Annotated in this window: 20 protein-coding genes and 2 tRNA genes; 11 read left to right on the forward strand and 11 right to left on the reverse strand. The window is 69.1% G+C overall.

Annotated elements, in window-relative coordinates; all coding sequences use genetic code 11:
• Positions 1 to 1,589, forward strand: a 1,589-nt coding sequence (locus LQ326_RS30545) for a hypothetical protein (protein ID WP_308402053.1), incomplete at its 5' end; no start/stop codon positions are given.
• Here the strand turns inward: LQ326_RS30545 and LQ326_RS30550 are convergent.
• Positions 1,553 to 3,211 (reverse strand): serine/threonine-protein kinase, encoded by a 1,659-nt coding sequence (locus LQ326_RS30550; protein WP_234542282.1) that lies wholly within the window; start codon positions 3,209 to 3,211, stop codon positions 1,553 to 1,555. The genes LQ326_RS30545 and LQ326_RS30550 overlap by 37 nt on opposite strands.
• A 164-nt stretch (positions 3,212 to 3,375) precedes the next feature.
• Positions 3,376 to 3,924 carry a helix-turn-helix domain-containing protein gene (locus tag LQ326_RS30555; RefSeq protein WP_181803462.1) on the reverse strand — a complete coding sequence of 183 codons (549 nt, stop codon included), beginning with the start codon at positions 3,922 to 3,924 and terminating at the stop codon, positions 3,376 to 3,378.
• Positions 3,925 to 4,109: 185 nt separating this feature from the next.
• Between LQ326_RS30555 and LQ326_RS30560 the strand changes: the two genes are divergently transcribed.
• A tRNA-Ala gene (locus LQ326_RS30560) sits at positions 4,110 to 4,182 on the forward strand.
• A gap of 142 nt (positions 4,183 to 4,324) precedes the next feature.
• Here LQ326_RS30560 and LQ326_RS30565 read toward each other — a convergent pair.
• Entirely contained in the window at positions 4,325 to 5,026 is a 702-nt protein-coding gene (locus LQ326_RS30565; protein WP_234542283.1) for a DUF5324 family protein, read from the reverse strand.
• Positions 5,027 to 5,314: 288 nt separating this feature from the next.
• Here LQ326_RS30565 and LQ326_RS30570 point away from each other — a divergent pair, with 288 nt between their 5' ends.
• Both LQ326_RS30570 and LQ326_RS30575 read left to right on the forward strand, forming a co-directional pair.
• A complete protein-coding gene (locus LQ326_RS30570; protein ID WP_234542284.1) occupies positions 5,315 to 5,848 on the forward strand; it encodes a peptidylprolyl isomerase in 534 nt (177 codons plus the stop codon).
• 98 nt (positions 5,849 to 5,946) lie between these two features.
• On the forward strand, positions 5,947 to 6,846 hold the full coding sequence (locus LQ326_RS30575) for a rhomboid family intramembrane serine protease (RefSeq protein WP_234542285.1): 900 nt from the start codon (positions 5,947 to 5,949) through the stop codon (positions 6,844 to 6,846).
• 253 nt (positions 6,847 to 7,099) lie between these two features.
• Here LQ326_RS30575 and crgA read toward each other — a convergent pair whose 3' ends face one another.
• Positions 7,100 to 7,354, reverse strand: a complete 255-nt coding sequence (gene crgA, locus LQ326_RS30580; protein ID WP_089100431.1) for a cell division protein CrgA — start codon at positions 7,352 to 7,354, stop codon at positions 7,100 to 7,102.
• Positions 7,355 to 7,507: 153 nt separating this feature from the next.
• Between crgA and LQ326_RS30585 the strand changes: the two genes are divergently transcribed.
• From LQ326_RS30585 to LQ326_RS30610, 6 genes are read left to right on the forward strand one after another with little or no spacing between them, the layout of a single operon-like run.
• Entirely contained in the window at positions 7,508 to 8,296 is a 789-nt protein-coding gene (locus LQ326_RS30585) for a DUF881 domain-containing protein (protein ID WP_234542286.1), read from the forward strand.
• Between the two features lie 27 nt (positions 8,297 to 8,323).
• Complete coding sequence (locus tag LQ326_RS30590) at positions 8,324 to 9,013, forward strand: class E sortase (protein ID WP_234542287.1); 690 nt, start codon at positions 8,324 to 8,326, stop codon at positions 9,011 to 9,013.
• Positions 9,014 to 9,065: 52 nt separating this feature from the next.
• Positions 9,066 to 9,227, forward strand: coding sequence for a hypothetical protein (locus LQ326_RS30595; RefSeq protein ID WP_099930115.1), 162 nt, complete (start codon positions 9,066 to 9,068; stop codon positions 9,225 to 9,227).
• Positions 9,224 to 9,862 carry an aminodeoxychorismate/anthranilate synthase component II gene (locus LQ326_RS30600; protein WP_181803456.1) on the forward strand — a complete coding sequence of 213 codons (639 nt, stop codon included), beginning with the start codon at positions 9,224 to 9,226 and terminating at the stop codon, positions 9,860 to 9,862. The genes LQ326_RS30595 and LQ326_RS30600 overlap by 4 nt, the downstream gene beginning before the upstream one ends.
• Positions 9,859 to 10,926 (forward strand): class E sortase, encoded by a 1,068-nt coding sequence (locus LQ326_RS30605; RefSeq protein ID WP_234542288.1) that lies wholly within the window; start codon positions 9,859 to 9,861, stop codon positions 10,924 to 10,926. Before LQ326_RS30600 ends, LQ326_RS30605 begins: the two co-directional genes overlap by 4 nt.
• A 19-nt stretch (positions 10,927 to 10,945) precedes the next feature.
• The gene (locus LQ326_RS30610) at positions 10,946 to 11,695 is read left to right on the forward strand and encodes a class E sortase (protein WP_234542289.1); all 750 of its coding nucleotides are present in this window, start codon (positions 10,946 to 10,948) and stop codon (positions 11,693 to 11,695) included.
• A 90-nt stretch (positions 11,696 to 11,785) separates the two neighbouring features.
• Here LQ326_RS30610 and LQ326_RS30615 read toward each other — a convergent pair whose 3' ends face one another.
• From LQ326_RS30615 to LQ326_RS30645, 7 genes are all read right to left on the reverse strand, one after another.
• Positions 11,786 to 12,805 carry a restriction endonuclease gene (locus tag LQ326_RS30615; RefSeq protein ID WP_234542290.1) on the reverse strand — a complete coding sequence of 340 codons (1,020 nt, stop codon included), beginning with the start codon at positions 12,803 to 12,805 and terminating at the stop codon, positions 11,786 to 11,788.
• A 228-nt stretch (positions 12,806 to 13,033) separates the two neighbouring features.
• The gene (gene pknB / locus LQ326_RS30620; protein WP_234542291.1) at positions 13,034 to 15,013 is read right to left on the reverse strand and encodes a Stk1 family PASTA domain-containing Ser/Thr kinase; all 1,980 of its coding nucleotides are present in this window, start codon (positions 15,011 to 15,013) and stop codon (positions 13,034 to 13,036) included.
• Positions 15,014 to 15,182: 169 nt separating this feature from the next.
• A complete protein-coding gene (locus tag LQ326_RS30625) occupies positions 15,183 to 16,667 on the reverse strand; it encodes a peptidoglycan D,D-transpeptidase FtsI family protein (RefSeq protein ID WP_234542292.1) in 1,485 nt (494 codons plus the stop codon).
• On the reverse strand, positions 16,664 to 18,106 hold the full coding sequence (locus tag LQ326_RS30630) for an FtsW/RodA/SpoVE family cell cycle protein (RefSeq protein WP_234542293.1): 1,443 nt from the start codon (positions 18,104 to 18,106) through the stop codon (positions 16,664 to 16,666). The genes LQ326_RS30625 and LQ326_RS30630 overlap by 4 nt, the downstream gene beginning before the upstream one ends.
• A 27-nt stretch (positions 18,107 to 18,133) precedes the next feature.
• A complete protein-coding gene (locus LQ326_RS30635; protein ID WP_234542370.1) occupies positions 18,134 to 19,711 on the reverse strand; it encodes a Stp1/IreP family PP2C-type Ser/Thr phosphatase in 1,578 nt (525 codons plus the stop codon).
• 98 nt (positions 19,712 to 19,809) lie between these two features.
• The gene (locus LQ326_RS30640) at positions 19,810 to 20,331 is read right to left on the reverse strand and encodes an FHA domain-containing protein FhaB/FipA (RefSeq protein WP_234542294.1); all 522 of its coding nucleotides are present in this window, start codon (positions 20,329 to 20,331) and stop codon (positions 19,810 to 19,812) included.
• Positions 20,332 to 20,341: 10 nt separating this feature from the next.
• Complete coding sequence (locus LQ326_RS30645; RefSeq protein WP_234542295.1) at positions 20,342 to 21,211, reverse strand: FHA domain-containing protein; 870 nt, start codon at positions 21,209 to 21,211, stop codon at positions 20,342 to 20,344.
• Positions 21,212 to 21,624: 413 nt separating this feature from the next.
• On the opposite strand from LQ326_RS30645, the gene LQ326_RS30650 reads away from it, so the two are divergent.
• Positions 21,625 to 21,708 (forward strand) — tRNA-Leu (locus LQ326_RS30650).
• Positions 21,709 to 21,924 lie beyond the last annotated feature (216 nt).

Raw genomic sequence — 21,924 nt, forward strand, 5'->3', positions numbered from 1 at the left:
GGGTGTTCGGGGTGTTCGGGGTGTTCGGGGTGTTCGGGGCGTTCGGGGTGTTCGGGGCGTTCGGGGTGTTCGGGGTGTTCGGGGCGTTCGGGGGGTTCTGGGAGTTCTGGGAGTTCTGGTGGCGTTCCGGGGGCGGGGGGCCGTGGTGCGAGGGAGGCGTTTCGGACGGTCGTACGGATCGCCGGGTGGCGCACGGGCGCGCGGGGCAGTATGGGGCCGGCCGGTCCGGGACCCGGGCGGCCGGCGGACGACGGCTGGGGGCGCGTGTGACACGGCGGTGGTGTACTACAGCGGCACGGCGGGGCCTCGGCGGGACGGCCGCCCTCGTACTGGCGGCGCTGCTGACGGTACTGTCGCCCGCCTCCGCCTCCGCGGCCGCCGCTGACAGCGGCAGCGGATACGCCTTCGCTCCCGACACCCGTACGGTCACCGGAGCCACGGGCTCCACGGACGCGGTACCCCTGGAGCCCGGCACGACCTACCGCAGCACCCTCCCGGACAAGGGCTCGCGGTACTTCCGCCTCGAACTCGCCGCCGACACCACGGCCTACGTCCCCGTCACCGCCGTTCCGCCCGCCGACGCCACCGTCTCCGCCAGCGACGGCATCGAGGTCTCGATCGAGGACGCCAACGGCACCGCCTGCGACTACGACACCGCCCGCTTCGGCGCCGGGCTCAGCCCCCGGCCGGTCACGGCGGTGGGCCGGCGGGACGCGGGCAAGGCGCTGTGCAAGGACGCCGGCACCTACTACGTCGTCGTCGAGCGGGCCGTGTCCGGCTCGACGACCACCTCTCCGGGCAGTTGGGACCTGGAGATCGCCCCCGTCACCGAACCGGCCCTGACCGAGGCAGGGGCCAGCACCGCCCCCGGGACCTGGAACTCCGCGTCACCCGAACCGCTCACCTCGGCCCCCCGCCACCGCACCGCGGGCGCCGGCTTCGCCACGGCCACCCCGCTGGACCAGGGCGTCTGGCAGACCGACATCACGCCCGGCCAGACCCTCTACTACGCCGTCCCGGTCGGCTGGGGCCAGCAGTTGCACGCCACCGTCGACCTCGGCAGCACCAGCGGCGACAGCCGCGGCTACGTCAGCGCCGCACTCAACCTCTCCCTCTACAACCCCGTCCGCGGCTACGTCGACGACGTCTCCCTCGGCTACGACGGCACCCAGAAGTCGTCCTCCCTCGACCCCCTGCCACCCGTGGCGTACGCCAACCGGTACGCCACGGGTGGCACGGAGGGCTCCGTCCGCTTCGCCGGCGCCTACTACCTCGTCGTCCACCTCACCGGGCAGACCGCGGACACCTTCGGGAAGGGGCCGTACGGCGTCACGCTCCGGGTCCGCGTCGACGGCACCCCGAACTCCGGCCCCGCGTACGCCGGTTCGCCGGTCCCGAAGGGCGTCTTCGACGTGTCCTCGGCTCGGGGAGGCCTCGGGGGCGCGGCCGGCGACGACGACACGGCGATGCGGGCGCTCGCGGCCGGCGGCATCGGCACGGGCACGGCCCTGCTGCTCGTCCTGGGCGGGTGGACCCTGACCGCCCGGCGCGCTCAGATGCGGGCCAACGCCCAGAAGCCGACGGCGTAACAGGCCAGCGCGAGAAGGACGATGGGCACGGCCGCCCTGGCGGGCGGACCTGGCCGAGGCGCTCGCCGCCGACGCCGGCCGTGGGTGCGGACCGACGGCGGCGGGGCCTGCGGATCCCGTGCGGTGTAGGTGGCGGTGGTGCCGGTGTCCGGCTGGGCCGGAGGCAGCGGCTGCGCGGGGGGCCACGGGGTGTGGGGCTGCGGCACGACCGGGACGGCCTGCTGCCGGGCGTACGGGGGATACGGCGATGCCGGCTCGGGCGGCACCGCGGCGGGAGCCGGGGGGACCGGCGCCTGGGGCGGCGGGAGCCGGAAACTGCCGGTCTCGGACATGGAGACGGGCGCCGACGAGGTTCCGCCGCTGGTGCCGCTGGTGCCGCTGGTGCCGCTGGTGCCGCTGGTGCGGCCGGTGCGGCCGGTGCCGTCGTCGGCGTCGGCGGCGGAGACCGCCGGGAACCCGTCGGCGCCACCGGTCCCGGGCCCCGGGGCCACCGGACCCGCACCTTGGCCCGCCATCGCCCCCGCCCCCGCCCCCGCCCCCGTCCCTGCCGTACCTGCGGATTCCCCCACCCATTCCCCGGCAGATTCCCCGGCCGGCTCCTGGCCCGGAGCAGCCCCGGCCGCCCGCACCCCCGTGGAAATCGCCGCGCTGCCCGCACTCGGCGTTCCCGCTCCCGGTGCCGGCCCCGCCCCCGGCGCACCGGGCTCTCCTGAGGTCCGCGTATCGACCCCGGAAGCCGCCCGCACCGGGCCCTCCGGCCCGAAACCCGGTGGCAGAGGCCCCAGTTGGTCGAAGATCTCGATCAAGTCGTGGTCGGCGTCCGTCTCCGGGAGGAGTTCCCTGGCCTGGGCGATGGCCTTGCGGGCTCCGACAGCCGTACGGAAGCGGGCCCGGGGGTCCGGCTGGAGGAGGCTGGCCACCACCTCCCAGAGCGGGTCCGGGATGCCCTTGGGCGCTCCCGGGGTGCCGTGTTCGGCGAAGTACTGGACGAGCGCCTTGGCGTCGGGCTTGGCGCCTTCCAGGAGATACAGGGCGACCAGGCCGACGGCGAACAGGTCGGCCGTGAAGTCGGGCTCGGCGCCCAGGAGTTGTTCAGGAGCGAGGTAACCCGGCGTACCGACCACGAGGTTGGTCTCGGTCAGCCGGGCCTCGCCGAGCCGCATGGCGATGCCGAAGTCGGACAGGCGCAGCCGGGGACGGCCGGTGCCGGTCGCCTCCAGCAGGATGTTCGCGGGCTTGATGTCCCGGTGGACCACGTCCTCGGCGTGCACCGCGGCGAGGCCGGAGAGCAACTGGTCGAGGAGCGTGCAGACGAACAGCGGGGGCAGGGGACCGTAGTCCCCGACGAGGTGGACCAGCGAGCCGCCGGCGACCAGGTCCATCGTGAACAGGACCTTGTCGTCGTCGGCGGCCCAGCTGGCCGGAGCCAGCACATGGGGGTGATCGATGCGCAGCGCCTGCTCCCGCACGAAGCGCAGCAGCGCGTGGGCGTCGCTCTGCTGGAGCACCTTGGCCGCCACATAGCGCCGCCGCCGGTGGTCCCAGGCACGCCAGACGGCGCCCACTCCGCCATGACCGATCGGGTCGGCCAGTTCGTACCGGCCCGCGAAGACCTCACCCATGACTGCCCGTACCCCTCCCCCTTGGGTCCCCCCTGCCACCCCCTTGCCTGTTACCCCCCTTGCTTCCCCCGGATGAGCGATACGACCCCTCTCGCGTGCCCCCGTCTGCCAGGGCCCTGCCCCGCCCGGTTCACCGGACCCCCTCCGGTGTGCCGGGCCGTGGCTCAGCTCTGGTGCGACTGGTAGTGCGTGACCGCGTCCGAGGTGCGGCCGGCACCGTAGACCCGGAGGAACTCCGCCAGCTCCGGGTGGGTCGGAGCGAGCGTGTCGGCCGCGTCGATGATGTCACCGGCGGCGGCCACCGACCGCAGCAGTGACTGGATCTCGCGGACCACCCGCTTGACCGTCGGAGCGCCCGAACCGCTCGTCGTCTGCGTGGTGTTGCTGAGCACCGAGCCCCCCTGGGACTTCTTGATCTCGTCCATGCGTTCGGTCGCCTCGGCCGCGCTCACGCTGCCGTCCGCGACCTGCTGTGCCAGGTCCTGCAGCAACTGCACCCGCTGGACCACGGCCGGGTTGCCGATCTTCGCCCGCTGGCCGCTCATCAGCTGCGACAGCATGGGCGCGGACAGCCCGAGGACCGCCGCGAGACGTGCCTGGTTGAGCCCCAGATCGTCGATGAGCTTACGGAAGAGCGCCCCCAACGGCTCTCCGTACCAGTTCCGCTGCAGCTCCCGCGCTCTGGCGGTGGCTTCCTGCTGTGCGGCGTCCATTGCGTCTCCCCATCGCTTCCCCAAAAAATCCACGGTTCGCTACAGCGAACCCCGTCGAGCATCTTACGGAGAGTGGTCATCTGCGGGGACCCCCAATCTTTTTGTGAGGTAAGGGGGGTGACCCGGTACTCTGGTCTGCGGCACCGACCGTGCGGACCTTTCGCTCGGCCGGCCGCTTCCCGTACGGGGCCTTAGCTCAGTTGGTAGAGCGCCGTCTTTGCATGGCGGATGTCAGGGGTTCGACTCCCCTAGGCTCCACAAAAAACCCCTCTGACCTGCGTAATCGCAGTCAGAGGGGTTACTTGTCCGCCCTAGCGGCCGTCTGGTTTCACGTGAAACGAGGCCGAGGGGCGAGAGGCGGTGGACCGAAGGCCCGCCCGGTTCAGCAGTTTTTTTCGTCTCAGCTGTTCTTCTCGTCCCGGGACCGGGAACCCTGCTCCTCCGCTTCCTTGGCCTGCACCTGCGGGTCAAGGGGCGAGCTGCCGTCCACCGAACTCAGACGGCCCGGATCCGGGACCTCCGTGGCGGCCGAAGGCTCCACCAGCCAGTCGGGGTTGGCCTGCTTGTCCCACCACTTCCAGGCGGCGAAGGCCGCGCCGGCCACCACACCGGCCGCGGCGATTGCCTTGAACGCACGGCCGCACGCCGAACGCCGCTGATTCCGGCGCGCCAGCCTCTCGATGTCCTCGGCCGACACATTGCCACGCAGCGCCGCCAGCACGGCAGCACCCCGGGCGGCGGCCTCCTCGCGGACCGGACCGGCCGCGGCCACCGCCTGCTCGATCCTCGGACGCGAGTAGTCGGCGGCCTGCCGGGCCGCCTTACGGGTCAGATCGGCGGCGTCGTGCGCGGCGTGGTCCACCATCGGCGGCACATGGGTGCGAGCCTGCTCCAAGCGCGGCACGAGGCGGGCGTCGTACTGGACGCGGGCCTGCTCGGCGGCCTGCGACACCACGGGCGCGAGCCGTACGCGTGCCTCCTGCGCGTAGTACGCGGCACGCTCCTTGGCCGTGTCGGCGTAGGGCGCCACCGCTTCCGCGGCGTGCCGCACGCTGTCCTTCGCCGAACTGGTCGCGGCGCGCACGCTGTTTTTGCGGGTCACGGGTTTCCTCCTCCTCGGTGGCGTACGGTATTTCGACTTTCCACCCTTTTACGGATCATGCCTGTCCGCGGGCCGAGCGGCGCGCGAAGAACGGCATACGGGTGCGAAAGGAGCCAAGAAGGGCCTGTCCACGACCATGCCACGGATCGCCACCGCGCGCCCCACAGGGCAGAGGGTTCCGCAAGCGATTCGTGAGGATCCGGCTCCGGAAACCCCTGGCGGCCGTCGTACCTGCCGTACCGTGCAAGGATCGGGGCACTGAAATTCGAGCACGACGGAAGGCGGACCGTGGCCGAGCAGCTCTACGCCACTCTGAAGACCAGCCTCGGTGACATCGAGGTCCGGCTCTTCCCGAACCACGCGCCCAAGACGGTCAGGAACTTCGTCGAACTGGCGCAGGGTGAGCGTGAGTGGACCCACCCCGCCACCGGCGCCGTCTCCACCGACCCGCTGTACGACGGCACGGTCTTCCACCGCGTGATCAGCGGCTTCATGATCCAGGGCGGCGACCCGCTCGGCACCGGCATCGGCGGCCCCGGCTACAAGTTCGAGGACGAGTTCCACCCCGACCTGCGCTTCGACCGCCCCTACCTGCTCGCCATGGCCAACGCCGGCCCCCGCACCAACGGCTCCCAGTTCTTCATCACGGTCAACCCCGCCCCCCACCTCAACCGCAAGCACACCATCTTCGGCGAGGTCGTCGACCCGGCCGGCCAGAAGGTCGTGGACAGCATCGCCGCCGTCCCCGTCAGCGGCCCCAACAAGCGGCCCGTGACCGACGTCGTCATCCAGACGATCGTCGTCGCCAGGCGCGCCGGCTGACCGGCCCGAAGACGAAGCACCCGAAGGGAACCAAACGCCCCGCTCGTCCGTAAGGATGGTCGGGGCGGAACACTGCCCACGACAAGCGAGGGGACCCCATGGAGGACCAGGCGACAGGCAGCGCGCGCGACGCCCACAGCCTGCCCAAGTGCTACCGGCACCCGGACCGGGAGACCGGCGTGCGCTGCACCCGCTGTGAACGCCCCATCTGCCCGGAGTGCATGGTCAGCGCCTCCGTCGGCTTCCAGTGCCCCGAATGCGTCCGCGGCACCACCGAAGGCCACAGCGGCCCGCCCCCCGCCGCCTCCCGGCCCCGCACCCTCGCCGGCGGCACCATGACCGCCGACCCCCGACTGCTGACCAAGATCCTGATCGGCGTCAACATCGCCGTCTTCGTCGCCCAGCTGTCCGTCGGAGACGACTTCACCAGCCGGTTCGAGCTGTTCGGCCAGGCCTGGATCACGCAGAACGGCGGGGTCGAGGGCGTCGCGCAGGGGCAGTACTACCGGCTGCTGACCGCGATGTTCCTGCACGACCCCTCGAACTACATGCACATTGCGTTCAACATGCTGAGCCTGTGGTGGATCGGCGGCCCCCTGGAGGCCGCCCTCGGCCGCGCCCGTTACCTGGCGCTGTACTTCGTCTCCGGTCTGGCCGGCAGCGCGCTCACCTATCTGCTCGCCAACCCCGCCAGCCCCTCGCTCGGCGCCTCCGGCGCGATCTTCGGCCTCTTCGGCGCGACCGCGGTCCTCATCCGCCGCCTCAACTACGACATGCGGCCGATCATCGCCCTGCTGGTGATCAACCTCATCTTCACCTTCAGCGGCGGCATCGCCTGGCAGGCCCACATCGGCGGCCTGGTCGCCGGTGTCATCACCGGCTACGCGATGGTGCACGCCCCGCGCGAGCGGCGGAACCTGATCCAGTACGGCACGTGTGCGCTGGTGCTGGTCGCGGCCGTGGTGATCACGGTCATCCGGACCGCTCAGCTCACCTGAGCCCGATCACGGCGGCGCACCGCACTGATACCGAACCGTTGTCCACAGTTCTGTGCGATCTTGTGCACAACGTGCGTGCACAACTGTGCCCCCTCCTACTCACCTGTGTTGCCGCAGGTCAGAGAGGGGGCGCAGTCGGTGTTGTGGTAGTCGTACCGGCGTCAACACTCGACGGGTTATCCACAGATCGTCGTCTTTTCCCCAGGTCCATGCACAGGCCTGTGGATAACTCAGCGGATAACCCTGGGCAGAGCTACTTCCACTGGGTGGAGACGCCGAAGCCGGCCGCGATGAAGCCGAAGCCCACGACGATGTTCCAGTTGTCGAGGCTGTCGATCGGCAGTGAACCGTCGGTCACATAGAAGACGACGATCCAGGCCAGTCCGATGAGGAACATGGCCAGCATCACCGGCGCGACCCAGCCGCGGCTGTTGAGCTTGATGGCGGTCGCCTGCTTCGCCGGGGGCGGCGTGTAGTCGGCCTTCTTGCGGATACGTGACTTCGGCACGAGGGTCTCTCCTGTCGATGCGCTGCGTGGCCGCGCAGGTAACTGGGTCGGGCTCGGGGCAGCGTACAAGGGGACAGATAAGGTCACGCTGAGCGCTCCCCCGGGCGTCCGTTAGCGTAGTGCTTCCGCGGCGCCGAAGGAGATAAGGGTACGTTGAGCAATTCTGCCGACTCCCAGGGGACCGGATCAACGGGTGCCGGCCCAGCCCGCAAGAACGGCTTCCGGCCGGTGCGGGTTCTCACCGTGGGCGTCTTCGCCCTCGCGGGACTCCTCTTCTTCACCAGCTTCAACACGGCCAAGGGCACCGACATCCGCTCGGACGACAACCTGCTGAAGCTCTCCGACCTGATCCAGGAGCGCAGCCGCAAGAACAAGGACCTGGACGAGTCGAACGCGAGCACCCGGGACCAGAACGAGAAGCTCGCCGAGCGCGACGACGGCTCCAGCAAGGCCCAGGACGACAAGCTCACCGGCCTGGAGAAGGACGCGGGCACCCAGAAGCTCACCGGCAAGGCGATCACCGTCACGCTCAACGACGCCCCGCCGAACGCCACGGCCAAGCTGCCCGGCTACCCCGAGCCGCAGCCGGACTACCTGGTCATCCACCAGCAGGACCTGCAGGCCGTGGTGAACGCCCTGTGGCAGGGCGGCGCCCAGGGCATCAAGGTCATGGACCAGCGGCTGATCTCCACCAGCGCCGTGCGCTGTGTCGGCAACACGCTGATCCTGCAGGGCCGGGTCTACTCACCGCCGTACAAGATCCAGGCGATCGGCGACCCGGCGAAGATGCAGAAGTCGCTCGCGGACTCCGAGGCCATCCAGAACTACATGGTGTACGTGAACGTGTACGGGCTCGGCTGGAAAGTGACCGAGGACGGGACGGTGACTCTGCCGGGCTACTCGGGCACAGTGGATCTGCACTACGCCAAGCCCGTGGGGTAAGCAGCTCGTCACTTTCTGGAGCCGCCGGTGCGCGTGATCGTCAGAACCGTCAGCGAGCTCTGCATCACCGTCGGCACGCTCATCGTGCTCTTCGTCGCGTACGTGCTGTTCTGGACCGGTGTGAAGGCCGACACCGTGATGCACGACCAGATCGACCAGCTGCAGCGGCAGTGGTCGGCGAAGGCCACGGTGCACCCCACCACCGCGCGGGCGACCGCCGCGGCCCCGGCCGAGCCCGCCGCGTACCACTACGGCAAGGCCTTCGCGATCATGTACATCCCCCGGTTCGGTTTCACGTGGAACAAACCGGTCCTGGAGGGCACCGGCACCGACGTGCTGAAGAAGGGCCTCGCCCACTACGCGCGGACCGCCGGGCTTGGCCAGGTGGGCAACTTCGCGGTCGCCGGCCACCGGCGCACCTACGGTGATCCGTTCCTCGACTTCCCGGAGCTGCGCGAGGGCGATGCGATCGTCCTGACGGACGGGACGACCTGGTTCACGTATCGGATCGACAAAGGCCCTTACAAAACAGTTCCGACGGACGTTGAAGTGATCGACCCTGTGCCACGTAAGTCGGGGTATACGCGCCCGGGCCGCTATCTCACGCTGACCACGTGCGATCCGGAGTGGGGGCACAGCCATCGGCTGATCGTCTGGGCGCACTTGGACTCCACACAGCCTGTGGAGTCAGGCAGACCCAAGGCGCTGCGCCGTTAGTCTGGTGCAGTACGGCGGGATTCTGGTGCCGTGGTGAGACGGAAGGGACGGCATGTACGGCTGGATCTGGCGGCATCTGCCGGGGAACGCGTGGGTGAAGGCGCTGATCTCACTCCTGCTGGTCCTGGCCGTGGTCTACGTCCTCTTCCAGTACGTCTTCCCCTGGGCCGAGCCGCTGCTGCCCTTCAACGATGTGACGGTGGACAACCAGTGAGCGCGCGGATTCTCGTCGTCGACAACTACGACAGCTTCGTCTTCAACCTGGTCCAGTACCTGTACCAGCTGGGTGCCGAGTGCGAGGTGCTGCGCAACGACGAGGTGTCGACGGCGCACGCCCAGGACGGCTTCGACGGCGTGCTGCTGTCGCCGGGTCCGGGAACGCCGGAGGAGGCCGGAGTCTGCGTGGACATGGTGCGGCACTGTGCCGCGACCGGTGTCCCGGTCTTCGGCGTCTGTCTCGGCATGCAGTCGATGCAGGTGGCGTACGGCGGTGTGGTGGACCGGGCGCCGGAGTTGCTGCACGGCAAGACCTCGCTGGTCGAGCACGGCGGCAAGGGTGTCTTCGCGGGGCTGCCCTCGCCTTTCACGGCGACCCGGTACCACTCGCTCGCCGCCGAGCCGGCGACGGTCCCGGCCGAGCTGGAGGTGACCGCCCGTACCCGCGACGGGATCATCATGGGGCTCAGGCACCGTGAACTCCCGGTGGAGGGCGTGCAGTTCCATCCCGAGTCGGTGCTGACCGAGCACGGACACCGGATGCTGGCCAACTGGCTGGTCGAGTGCGGTGACGAGGGGGCCGTGGGGCGGTCGGCGGGGCTCGCCCCGGTGGTGGGCAGGGCCTCGGCGTGACCGCGCTGCGCCCCGAGCACGAGACCGGTGCCTCGTACGGGGATCAGCCGTACGGGGGGTCGAGCGCGCTCGGGGAGACGGCGTTTCTCCCGCCGGTCGACGATCGGACGGCGTATGTGCCGCCGATCGACGAGGAGACCGTGGCGCTGCGGATCCCCGACCCGCCGCCCATATCGGCTTCTGCGGGCACGGCAGCCCCTTCTGGCACCGGACGGGCCCTGGGCGGCCGAGCGGCCCGCAGAAGGGCCGCCAAGCGGCGCGGTGGGCGGCACGGTGGCGCACCGGAGGCGGTGTCCCCGGAGGCGGTGTCGGAGGCGGTGTCTCAGGGGAGCGGCGCTCCGGGGCGGTCGCTCTCCCGGGTCGAGGCCCGGCGGCAGGCACGGTTGCGCAAGCCGAGCCCGGCCGTCGTGGCGAGCCGGGCGATAGGTGAGGTGTTCATCACCACCGGCGTGCTGATGCTGCTGTTCGTCACCTACCAGTTGTGGTGGACGAACGTCCGCGCCCATGCCCAGGCCGGCAAGGAGGCCAGCAGCCTCCAGCAGGACTGGGCGAGCGGCAAGCGCGCCCCCGGTGTGTTCGAGCCCGGTCAGGGCTTCGCCATCCTGCACATCCCCAAGCTGGACGTGGTGGCGCCGATCGCCGAGGGCGTCAGCAACGCCAAGGTCCTCGACAAGGGCATGGTGGGGCACTACGGCGAGGGTCCGCTGAAGACCGCGATGCCGCAGGACAGGACCGGCAACTTCGGTCTGGCCGCGCACCGCAACACGCACGGCGAGCCGTTCCGGTACATCAACAAGCTGGTGGCCGGTGACGCGGTGGTCGTCGAGACGCAGGACGAGTACTACGTGTACAAGGTGACGTCGATGCTGCCGGTGACGTCGCCGAGCAATGTGAGCGTGCTGGACCCGGTCCCGAAGGGATCCGGCTTCACCGGGCCGGGCCGCTACATCACTCTCACCACCTGCACGCCGGAGTTCACCAGCAAGTACCGGTTGATCGTGTGGGGCAAGATGGTCGAGGAACGCCCGCGCAGCAAGGGCAAGCCAGACGCGCTCGTCGAGTAAGGGCAGAGGCAGAGGAACAGTGGCAGCGACCGCCGACGACACCGAACAGCAGACCGACGCGCCGGACGCGGCGTCCGTACCGGGGCGGCGGCCGATCGGCCGGATCGCGATGGCGGTCAGCGTTCTGGGTGAACTCCTGATCACGGCGGGTCTGGTGCTCGGCCTGTTCGTCGTCTACTCGCTGTGGTGGACGAACGTCGTCGCGGACCGCAAGGCCGACCGGGAGGGCGAGAAGGTCCGGGACACCTGGGCTCGGCAGGACACCGGCCCGGGCGCGCTGAACACGAAGAACGGCATCGGCTTCCTGCACGTGCCGTCGATGAAGAACGGCGAGGTCCTGGTCGAGAAGGGCACGTCGACGGACGTCCTGAACAACGGCGTGGCCGGCTACTACACGGACCCGGCCAAGGCCATGCTCCCCACCACCGGCAAGACCGGCAACTTCACCCTCGCCGCCCACCGCGACGGCCATGGCGCGAAGTTCCACAACATCGACAAGGTGAAGGTGGGCGACCCGGTCGTCTTCGAGACCCGGGACGACTGGTACGTCTACAAGGTCTACGACATCCTCCCCGAGACCTCGAAGTACAACGTCAAGGTCCTCTCCCAGATCCCCAAGGAGTCCGGCAAGACCAAGCCGGGCCACTACATCACCCTGACGACGTGCACGCCGGTGTACACGAGCCGCTACCGGTACGTCGTGTGGGGTGAGCTGGTGCGGGTGCAGAAGGTGGACGGCAAGCGGACGCTGCCGAAGGAACTGGGCTGACTGAGCTCCTTGCGGGAGCTCAGGCGCCTAGCATGACGAAGGCCCGAAGCCGCAACCATCTCTTGCGGCTTCGGGCCTTGTGGCGCAGGTTTACCTCAGGCCCTTGAGAGGCGCTCCCGCGCTCCATGCCTCCAAGTCGTGGCGGTCCACCATGACGACCCCGCTCAGTTTGGCGATGGCCTGGGCTTCGGTGCTGAAGTTGCACGTGGCCACGAAGAGGGCGATATCCACTCGATCGACTGCTCGTGCGGCGCCGGCGAACTTCTGCATGTCGGCGCTGCGGATGGATCGTCGGCTCGTGTGGTTCTTGCACTGTACGGCCACGGTGCGTCCCTCGGCGGTGCGTGCCGTGATGTCGATGCCCCGGTCTTTGTGTGCCTGTCGCACGACGACGTCCATGCAGCCGTCGCGGCGCAGGAGATCGGCGACGTGTCGTTCGAGTGCCTGCCAGGTCATGCCTTTGAGTTCCGCGGAGACTTCTGGGGCGCGTCCTTCCTCCAGGAAGCTGACGCGCCGGTGGTGCTGGCACAGCCTTCGTTCCACGTGCTCGATGTCCTGTCGGAGTTCGATGAGCTCGTGGCGGTGTTCGCCGGCTGAGGCGATGAGGGCGTTGAACATCGGGACGACGGTCTTGCCGAGGATGTGGGTGATGCGCCGGTCGATGCGGTCGTTGAGATCCGAGGGCTCGGCCGGGGCGGAGTTTTCCACAGGCTGTGTCCGGGCCAGGTACTCCATATCGAGTAGGTACACACGCACCTGACGTGCGACTTCGCTGTCTCGGAGCAGCATGGCGACGTTGAGGACGGCTCGACGGGAGAGGAGGGCGAGGGACCTTGTGCGTGACTGGATCCCACTGAGTTCCTTGAAGGAAGTCAGTTCTGAACCTGTCAACACGCGGTAGCCGCTGGCTTCGAGTTCTTCCCGGTGATCATGGATCAGAGATGAGATGGCGGTGAGCCCTACCTCGAAGTACGCCGCCACCATCGCCGTAGTCACATGCATCCCGTCCGGCAGCAGCGACAGTGCCTTCACCCTGTCGAGCACGTCCGTCCGGTCCAGCACACTGTCGCGCAGGCTCTTCGATTCCAGCAGCGCCGATTCGTTGATCACGTTCTGCCCCTTCGTTCGTGGCGTGGCCGTACGACCAGGGAAGAGCTCCGATACCCCACCCCACCGAATCAACGAGTCGTCACATATGAAGGCACGATCGACACAGGAGCAGATGTTCACAGGCGGCGTGTCCTGCGCGGGAGTATGAAGCACTCGGCCCCGCCGAGCCGAAGCCTGGCGGGGCCGAGGAGAGGTTGGCGCCCCCCTTTTGCCGTGGCGCGCGGGATGTCAGCCGGTGGCACCGCCGAAGAAATTGGTGCCGCCGTTGTTGCCGTTGCCGCCGCCCACCGTGGTGAGGGTGATCTGCGTGCTGCCGGGGTCGGTGACGCCGGTGTTGGGCTGTGGGTCCTCGTTGGTGACCAGGGCGTTGTCGCCGGAGTCGCCGTTGATCTGGATGTTGGTGAAGCCGGCCGCCTGCAGGATCTGCCTGGCCTGCTTGACGGTCTGGCCCCGCACCTCCGGCACGGCGGTCTGCTGCTGGGCCTTGCCGATCTGGATGTTCACCGTGGAGTTCTTGTCGACCTGAGTGCCCTTTTGCGGGTCGGTCGAGATGACCTTGCCGACCAGGTTCGGGTCAGTGGTGTCGACCTCGGTGCAGTTGCCGGTCAGGTTGTTGGCCGTCATCTGCGCCTTGGCCGCGTCACAGGTCTGGCCGGTGACGTCGGGGACCGTGGACTTCTCCTGGGCCTTGGCGACGGTGAGGGTGATCGTGGAGCCCTTCTGGACTTCCGCGCCGAGGGACGGATTCTGGTCCAGGACGGTGCCCGGGTCCTCACCGGAGACCTGCTGCTTCGTCTTGACGACGAAGTTGTACTTGTCGCCCTCAAGCGTGGTCTTGGCGTCGTCGATGTTCTGGCCGACGACGCTCGGTACGACGACCTTCGGGGCACCCGTGGAGACCACCAGGTTGACCGTGGAGTCCTTCTTGACCTCGGTCTTGTAGGTCGGGTCCTGGGAGCAGACGCTGCCCTTGGGCTGGTTGTCGCAGGTCTTCTGCGTGAAGGCCAGCTTGAGGCCGATGTTGTCGGCCATCTGGGTGGCCGTCGCCTTGGTCTGCCCGACGAAGTTCGGGGTGCTGACCGTGTCGTTCCCGGCCCCGCCCCCGCCGAACGCCCACTTCCCGATCAGGATCGCGCCGACGAGCACCAGGATGCCCGCGACCACGAGCAGGATCGTGGAGGTGTTGTTCTTCTTCGGCTGCTGGCGGCGGCGGTCCGGGCGTTCGTCGTAGCCGTAGCCGCCGTCGTCGGGGTTCATCGGGGGGAGCATGGTGGTGGCGCCGGCGTCGGAGCGCAGGGCCGTGGTCGGCATGTCGTCCGGGTAGCCGCCGTAGCCGACGGAGCCCATCGCCGCGGTGGCCGCGACGGGCTGGCCGTCCAGGCACGCCTCGATGTCGGCGCGCATCTCGTCGGCCGACTGGTAGCGGTAGTTCGGGTCCTTGACCAGGGCCTTGAGGACGATCGCGTCCATCTCCGGCGTGATCTCGTGGTCGAAGACCGAGGGCGGCTGGGGTTCCTCGCGGACGTGCTGGTAGGCCACGGCGACGGGAGAGTCGCCGACGAACGGCGGGCGTACCGTCAGCAGCTCGTACAGCAGGCAACCGGTCGAATAGAGATCGGACCGCGCGTCGACCTGCTCGCCCTTGGCCTGCTCCGGGGAGAGGTACTGGGCGGTGCCGATGACGGCCGCCGTCTGGGTCATGGTCATGCCGGCGTCGCCCATGGCGCGGGCGATGCCGAAGTCCATGACCTTGACCTGACCGTTGCGCGTCAGCATGACGTTCGCCGGTTTGATGTCCCGGTGGACGATGCCGCTGCGGTGGGCGTACTCCAGGCCCTGGAGGATGCCGATGGTCATCTCCATCGACCGCTCGGGCAGGAGCTTGCGGCCGGAATGGAGGAGTTCGCGCAGCGTCGAGCCGTCCACGTACTCCATGACGATGTACGGGATCGAGACCCCGTCGATGTAGTCCTCGCCCGTGTCGTAGACCGCGACGATCGCGGGATGGTTGAGCGAGGCGGCCGACTGGGCCTCCCGGCGGAACCGGGCCTGGAAGGACGGGTCACGCGCGAGGTCCGCGCGCAGCGTCTTCACCGCCACCGTGCGGCCGAGCCGCGTGTCATGCGCGAGGTAGACCTCCGCCATGCCACCACGGCCGAGCACGTGGCCCAGCTCGTACCGGCCGCCGAGGCGACGCGGCTCTTCCATAGTTCCCTACCAGCCCTCTCCGTCGGTCCCGACCGGCACGGTTGTGCGGTCGGAGGCTGCCGTCCGGGCCTACCGTACCCGGCTGTGTTTGTGTGACCTGGCCAAGCCCGTAACCCGATACCGGACCGGTATCGCAACGTGCACCGATGTGAAAGGGACGTGAGCGGGGTCACTTCTTGGAGTTGATGACTGCCTCCATCACGCTCTTCGCGATCGGGGCCGCGAGGCCACCGCCGGAGATGTCGTCACGGTTGGCCTGGTCGTCCTCGATCACGACGGCGACAGCGACCGGCTTGCTGCCGTCGGGGAGCTTGGCGTACGAGATGAACCAGGCGTAGGGGTTCGCGCTGTTCTCCACGCCGTGCTGGGCGGTACCGGTCTTGCCGCCGACGGTGACGCCGTTGATCTGCGCGTTCTTGCCCGTGCCGTCCTGGACGACGGTCTCCATCATGGACTGGAGGATCTGGGCGTTGGCGGAGCTGAGCGGCTGGCTCATCTCCTCGGGGTCGGTCTGCGAGACCGTGTCGAGGTTCGACGACTGCAGCTTGTCGATCATGTACGGCTTCATCAGCTTGCCGTCGTTGGCGACCGCGGAGGCGACCATGGCCATCTGGAGCGGGGTCGCGGCGGTGTTGAACTGGCCGATCGAGGACAGCGCGGTCTGCGACTGGTTCATGTTGTCGGAGAAGACCGAGGCGCTGGAGCGGACCGGGGTGAACTGCTCGGAGTCGAAGCCGAACTTCTTGGCCTCGGCGAGCATCTTGTCGTTGCCGAGGTCGGCACCGATCTTGCCGAAGACGGTGTTGCAGGAGTAGCGCAGCGCGATCCGCATGGTCGCGTTCTTGCAGGGGATGCTGCCCTCGTTCTTCAGCTCGGTGGTGGTGCCGGGCATGACGTAGGGCAGCGGGGAGTCGGTGTTCTCGTCGGCCGACTTGTACAGCCCGTTCTCCAGGGCGGCCGCGGCGGTGACCACCTTGAAGGTGGAGCCCGGCGGGTAGGTCTCGCGCAGCGCCCGGTTCAGCATCGGGTCGTTCGGGTTGTATTTCTTCTGCAGCTTCTTCCAGGCCTCGGCGTCGGTGTTCGAGGTGCCGGCGAAGGCGGAGGGGTCGTACGACGGGTAGGAGGCGAGGGCCAGGATCTTGCCCGTGGAGGGTTCCAGGGCGACGACCGCGCCCTTGCCGCCCTGTGCCTTCAGGCCGTTGTACGCGGCCTTCTGCGCGGCCGCGCTGAGGGTGGTGACGACGTTGCCGCCCTGCTTCTGCTTGCCCGTGATCATGTCGAGGGTGTTGCGGAAGAAGAGCCGGTCGTCGTTGCCGGTGAGGATGCCGTCTTCCAGGGACTCCAGCTGGTTGGCGCCGAAGGCCTGGGAGGCGTATCCGGTGACCGGTGACCACATGGGGCCGTTCTTGTACGTGCGCTTGTACTTCAGGTCGTTGAGACCGGAGGAGCGGGGCGCGGTGGAGCCGGTGATCGGGTTGCCGTCGACGATTATGTCGCCGCGCGGGGTGGAGTAGCGGGCGATCGTGACGCGGCGGTTGGCGGGGTCCTCGCGGAGGGTGTCGGCCTTGACGTACTGGAGCCAGTTGTCGCGCAGCAGGAGGCTGAGGACCAGGAGGCCGCAGAAGATCGCGATCCGGCGCAGGGGCTTGTTCATGAGGGGCGGACCACCTGGGTCATCTCGGCGTCGGGGTTGCCGGCGGGAGCCGGGGCCGGGCGGCGGGCGGTGTCGCTGATGCGGATCAGGATGCCGATGAGCGCCCAGTTGGCGATCACGGAGGAACCGCCGTACGCGAGGAACGGCATCGTCATACCGGTCAGCGGGATGAGCCCCATCACACCGCCGGCGACGACGAAGACCTGGAGGGCGAAGGCGCCGGACAGGCCGACGGCGAGCAGCTTTCCGAAGGGGTCCCGGGCGGCGAGGGCGGTGCGTACGCCGCGCTCCGCGATCAGCCCGTAGATCAGCAGGATCGCCATGATGCCGGCCAGGCCCAGCTCCTCGCCGAAGGTGGCGAGGATGAAGTCGGAGTTGGCGGCGAACCGGATCAGCTCGGAGTGGCCCTGGCCCCAGCCGGTGCCGAGGGTGCCGCCGGAACCGAAGGCCCACAGGGCCTGCATGGACTGCTCGGAGTGGCCGATGACGCCCTGCTGGCTGAGCGTGTACTCCTTCATCGGGTTGAGCCAGGCCTGGACGCGCTGTTGGACGTGCGGTTCGAAGCTGGCCACGCCGACGGCGCCGGCCGCGGACATCAGCAGACCGAAGACGATCCAGCTGGTCCGCTCGGTGGCGACGTACAGCATGATGACGAACATTCCGAAGAACAGCAGCGAGGTACCGAGGTCGGTCTCGAAGACCAGGATGAGGATCGAGAGCATCCAGACGGCGATGATCGGGCCGAGGTCGCGGCCGCGTGGCAGGTACAGGCCCATGAAGCGGCGGCTGGCGAGCGCGAGCGCGTCGCGCTTCACCATCAGGTAGCCGGCGAAGAAGATCGCGAGGACGATCTTGGCGAACTCACCGGGCTGGATGGTGAAGCTGCCGACCTTGATCCAGATCTTGGCGCCGTAGGTGAGGTCGGCGCCGAGGCCCGGGACCAGGGGGAGCAGCAGCAGGACCAGCGCACCGGCCATCGAGATGTACGTGTAGCGCTGCAGGACGCGGTGGTCCTTGAGGAAGACCAGCGCGGCGACGAACAGGGCGATGCCCATCGCGGTGTACAGCAGCTGGTTGGTCGCCTTGCCGCCGGCCACGTTGAGCTGCTGCAGCAGCTTGGACTGGTCGAGTCTCCAGATGGCGACGAGGCCGAGCCCGTTGAGCAGGGTGGCCAGCGGCAGCAGCAGCGGGTCCGCGTACGGGGCGAACTTGCGGACGGCGAGGTGGGCGACGCCGGCCAGCAGGCCGAGGCCCAGGCCGTAGCTCAGCAGTCCGGCGGGGACCTTGTCGTTGATGGCCAGGCCCACGTTGGCGTAGGCGAACACCGGGATGGCGACGGCGAACACCAGCAGCGCGAGCTCGGTGTTGCGCCGGCTCGGGGTGCCGATGGAGCCGATCGTGGACGTGTGGTTCGTCGACGTGTTGGTAGTACTGCTCATCGTGTGACGGGGCCTCTCACGGCTTTCCTACTGCTTACCGCACAGCGAGACGACCTTCTGCTCATCCTCCGAGAGGGTGGGGCCGGGGCTGGGGGTCGCTGAGGGGGACGGGGACGGTGACGCCGTGGCGGACGCCGACTTCGAAGGGCTTGGCGAGGCCTTGGACGTGAGAGAGGTCTTGGTGGTTCCCGTGGTACCTCCGGCCTCGCCCTGGCCGGTCTTGGAGCTGGTCTTGGAGCCCGTCCTGGACTCGGCGGCGGTGCGCTCCGACTCCTTCTTGCAGGCGGAGGCCTGCACGGCCAGCTCCTGGACCTTGGACCGGGCGTCCTCGAGACCGCCCTCGGCGATGGTGGCCTTGACCTGCTTCTGCTGGTAGGGCGGCAGGTACTTGAGTTCGATCTCGGGGTGGTCGGTCTCCACCTTCGACAGCGACACCCAGGCCAGGTCCTGGCTGATGCCCTGGTACAGCGCGATGTGCTCGCCGTTGGCGCCGACGTAGTACTGGGTCTGCGTCCAGCGGTAGCCGCCGTACAGGCCCCCGCCGATGACGGCGAGGGCGAGCACGCTGTAGAAGGATCTCTTCAGCCAGGTGCGCCCCTTGCGGGGCTTGACGAAGTCGTCGTCGGTGTAGTCGCCGAAGCTGCCGGCCGGGACGTAGCCGGTGGTGTCGCCGGAGCCGGGCGGGCCGAACTCGCCGCCGCCACCGTGCCGGGGCCCCTGGCGGCCGAGGCTTGCGGCGCGGCCGGCCGGGGTCTGCATGAAGCCGTTGTCGTGCAGGTGCTGCTGGTTCTCGGCGACGGCGCCGACCACGACCGGGGTGTCGGAGAGCTGGCCGGCGAGGGTGTCGCCGGTGTCCAGGTCGAGGACGTCCGCGATGATGACGGTGATGTTGTCGGGGCCGCCGCCGCGCAGCGCGAGCTGGATCAGCTCCTGCACGGTCTCCTGCGGCCCCTGATAGCTGGCGAGGGTCTCTTCCAGGGTCTGGTGGGAGACGACCCCGGAGAGCCCGTCGGAGCAGATCAGGTACCGGTCGCCGGCGCGCACCTCGCGGATCGACAGGTCCGGTTCGACGTGGTCGCCGCTGCCGAGCGCGCGCATGAGCAGTGAGCGCTGCGGGTGGGTGGTGGCTTCCTCTTCGGTGATGCGGCCCTCGTCGACGAGCCGCTGCACCCAGGTGTGGTCCTGGGTGATCTGGGTGAGCACGCCGTCGCGGAGCAGGTACGCGCGGGAGTCGCCGACGTGTACGAGGCCGAGGCGCTGTCCGGTCCACAGCAGGGCGGTGAGGGTGGTCCCCATGCCCTCCAGCTGCGGGTCCTCCTCCACCATGGCGCGCAGCTGGTCGTTGGCGCGCTGCACGGCGTGGCTGAGGGAGGTGAGGATGTCGGAGCCGGGCACGTCGTCGTCGAGCGTGACGAGGGTGGAGATCACCTCGGAGGAGGCCACCTCGCCGGCGGCCTGGCCGCCCATGCCGTCGGCGATGGCGAGCAGGCGCGGACCGGCGTAACCGGAGTCCTCGTTGCCCTCCCGGATCATGCCCTTGTGCGATCCGGCGGCGAAGCGCAGTGACAGACTCATGCGCACCTCGCCCGTCGGCTCCGGGTACATCCGCACGGTGCCCACCCTCCGGTCGGGAGCGCGCCGGGGACCGGCGTCCGGTCCGCCGCTGCGTGCTCGCTCCGCTCGCGCCTATCCATGATGTAGCACTACTTCCGCAGCTCGATGACGGTTTTGCCGATGCGGATCGGCGCGCCCAGCGGGATCGGCGTGGGAGTCGTCAGCCGGGACCGGTCCAGGTAGGTGCCGTTGGTCGAGCCGAGGTCCTCGACGATCCACTGGCCGTCGCGGTCCGGGTAGATCCTGGCATGACGGCTGGAGGCGTAGTCGTCGTCCAGCACGATCGTCGAGTCGTGGGCGCGGCCGAGGGTGATGGTCTGGCCCTGGAGGGCGACCGTCGTACCGGTGAGGGTGCCCTCGGAGACGACCAGTTTGGTGGGGGCGTTGCGGCGGCGGCCGCCGGCGGCGGGCTGCTGGCCGCGCTGCTGCGGGGGCGCGGCCTGCTGGCGGGCGGCGGGCTGCTGGCGGCGGCCTTCTTCCCTACGCGATCCGCGCTGGGTGACGCGCGTACCGAACAGGTCGCTGCGGATGACCTGCACGGCCACGATCACGAACAGCCACAGTACGGCCAGGAAACCCAGCCGCATGACCGTGAGGGTCAGCTCTGACATTGCCCCCGCTTCACCCTTCGGCTTGCCGGTAAATGATGGTGGTGCTGCCCACGACGATCCGCGAGCCGTCGCGGAGCGTAGCGCGGGTGGTGTGCTGCCCGTCCACCACGATGCCGTTGGTGGACCCGAGATCCTGGATCGTCGAGGGCGAACCGGTCCGGATCTCGCAGTGCCGGCGGGACACGCCGGGGTCGTCGATCCGCACGTCGGCCTCGGTGCTGCGGCCCAGCACCAGCGTCGCGCGGGAGATCTGGTGGCGGGCGCCGTTGATCTCGATCCAGTAGCGGGTGCGGGAGCCGGGCGCGGAGGCGCCGACGGGGCCCGAGGGCGGCCGCGGGGCGGCCGGCTGGGCCGGCTGCGGGTAGCCGTAGCCGCCGGGGCGGGCGCCGGGCGGCGGGGCGCTCGGCATCGGCGGGGCGGCCGCGCTCTGCTGCGGGTGGCCGTAGCCGCCCGGACGCTGCGGGGCGCCGCTCGCGGGGGCACGATCGGGGGCCTGCTGGTTGCTGGAGGAGGCGAGCGTACGGCTGCGCACCCGGTACAGGCCGGTGTCGAGGTCGTCGGCCTTCTCCAGGTGGACCTTGATCGGCCCCATGAAGGTGTAGCGCTGCTGCTTGGCGTAGTCGCGGACCATCCCGGCCAGCTCGTCGCCGAGCTGCCCGGAGTAGGGGCTGAGCCGCTCGAAGTCGGGCGCGCTCAGCTCCACGATGAAGTCGTTGGGTACGACGGTCCGGTCCCGGTTCCAGATGGTCGCGTTGTTGTCGCACTCGCGCTGCAGCGCGCCGGCGATCTCTACGGGCTGGACCTCGGACTTGAACACCTTGGCGAAGGTGCCGTTGACCAGACCTTCGAGACGCTGCTCGAACTTCTTCAGGACTCCCACAGGGCACCTCCTCTGTCGCCTTGCCCGTACTGCCTGCCGTTGCCGTGGCCGTTACCGCTCACCGATCGTATCTACGCGCCCGGCAAACAGCCGGTTCCCCCAGCGGCCCCCTTCGAACTCCTCGGCGTGCTTCTCCCGGCCGGGATCGGCGCTCCTTCTGCCATGGATCGTAGAGGTGGCCCACGACCAGTGTCCCGCACCTGACTGTGGACCCGATCCGTCTCCTGGACAGATGGGCTCTACCGGTACGAGGTTGATACGTGATGGCCGACTGCTCGGTACGTGATCGCCAGGTGAGCGCTGCCCCGCGACAAGGGATGTGAACCCAACCGGCCCCACGTGCTAATGTTCTCGATGTCGGAAGGCGCCGCCCCAAGGGAAACAAGGGGTCGAAGCCGGAAGACACACCCAATGCGCGGGTGGCGGAATAGGCAGACGCGCTGGATTCAGGTTCCAGTGCCCGCAAGGGCGTGGGGGTTCAACTCCCCCCTCGCGCACAGAGAAACCAGCGAAGCGGGTCTCTGCAGGTGACGGAAGTCACCGCAGGGGCCCGCTTCTCGTTGTCCGGCGGTCGTGCAGTGGCTGTCCGGCGGCTGTGAGGCATCGCACAGCCTTGTCGACACCTGTCAAAGGCCCCTCCTCGTGAGCTATCTCACGGGCGGGGCCTGTCTTTTTGCGGTGCCGCTGTGCTGGACCGGATTGGTCTTCCGCTC

This window comes from Streptomyces shenzhenensis, assembly GCF_021462265.1.
In the GTDB taxonomy this organism is placed as follows: Bacteria; Actinomycetota; Actinomycetes; order Streptomycetales; family Streptomycetaceae; genus Streptomyces; species Streptomyces shenzhenensis.

What these genes read in the sequence shown, in the direction of transcription:
- LQ326_RS30635 (WP_234542370.1), bottom strand. Translation starts at nt 19,711, where the DNA reads ATGTACCCGGAGCCGACGGGCGAGGTGCGCATGAGTCTGTCACTGCGC.
- pknB (WP_234542291.1), bottom strand. Translation starts at nt 15,013, where the DNA reads ATGGAAGAGCCGCGTCGCCTCGGCGGCCGGTACGAGCTGGGCCACGTG.
- LQ326_RS30550 (WP_234542282.1), bottom strand. Translation starts at nt 3,211, where the DNA reads ATGGGTGAGGTCTTCGCGGGCCGGTACGAACTGGCCGACCCGATCGGT.
- LQ326_RS30555 (WP_181803462.1), bottom strand. Translation starts at nt 3,924, where the DNA reads ATGGACGCCGCACAGCAGGAAGCCACCGCCAGAGCGCGGGAGCTGCAG.
- LQ326_RS30640 (WP_234542294.1), bottom strand. Translation starts at nt 20,331, where the DNA reads ATGTCAGAGCTGACCCTCACGGTCATGCGGCTGGGTTTCCTGGCCGTA.
- LQ326_RS30625 (WP_234542292.1), bottom strand. Translation starts at nt 16,667, where the DNA reads ATGAACAAGCCCCTGCGCCGGATCGCGATCTTCTGCGGCCTCCTGGTC.
- LQ326_RS30630 (WP_234542293.1), bottom strand. Translation starts at nt 18,106, where the DNA reads ATGAGCAGTACTACCAACACGTCGACGAACCACACGTCCACGATCGGC.
- LQ326_RS30575 (WP_234542285.1), top strand. Translation starts at nt 5,947, where the DNA reads ATGGAGGACCAGGCGACAGGCAGCGCGCGCGACGCCCACAGCCTGCCC.
- LQ326_RS30595 (WP_099930115.1), top strand. Translation starts at nt 9,066, where the DNA reads ATGTACGGCTGGATCTGGCGGCATCTGCCGGGGAACGCGTGGGTGAAG.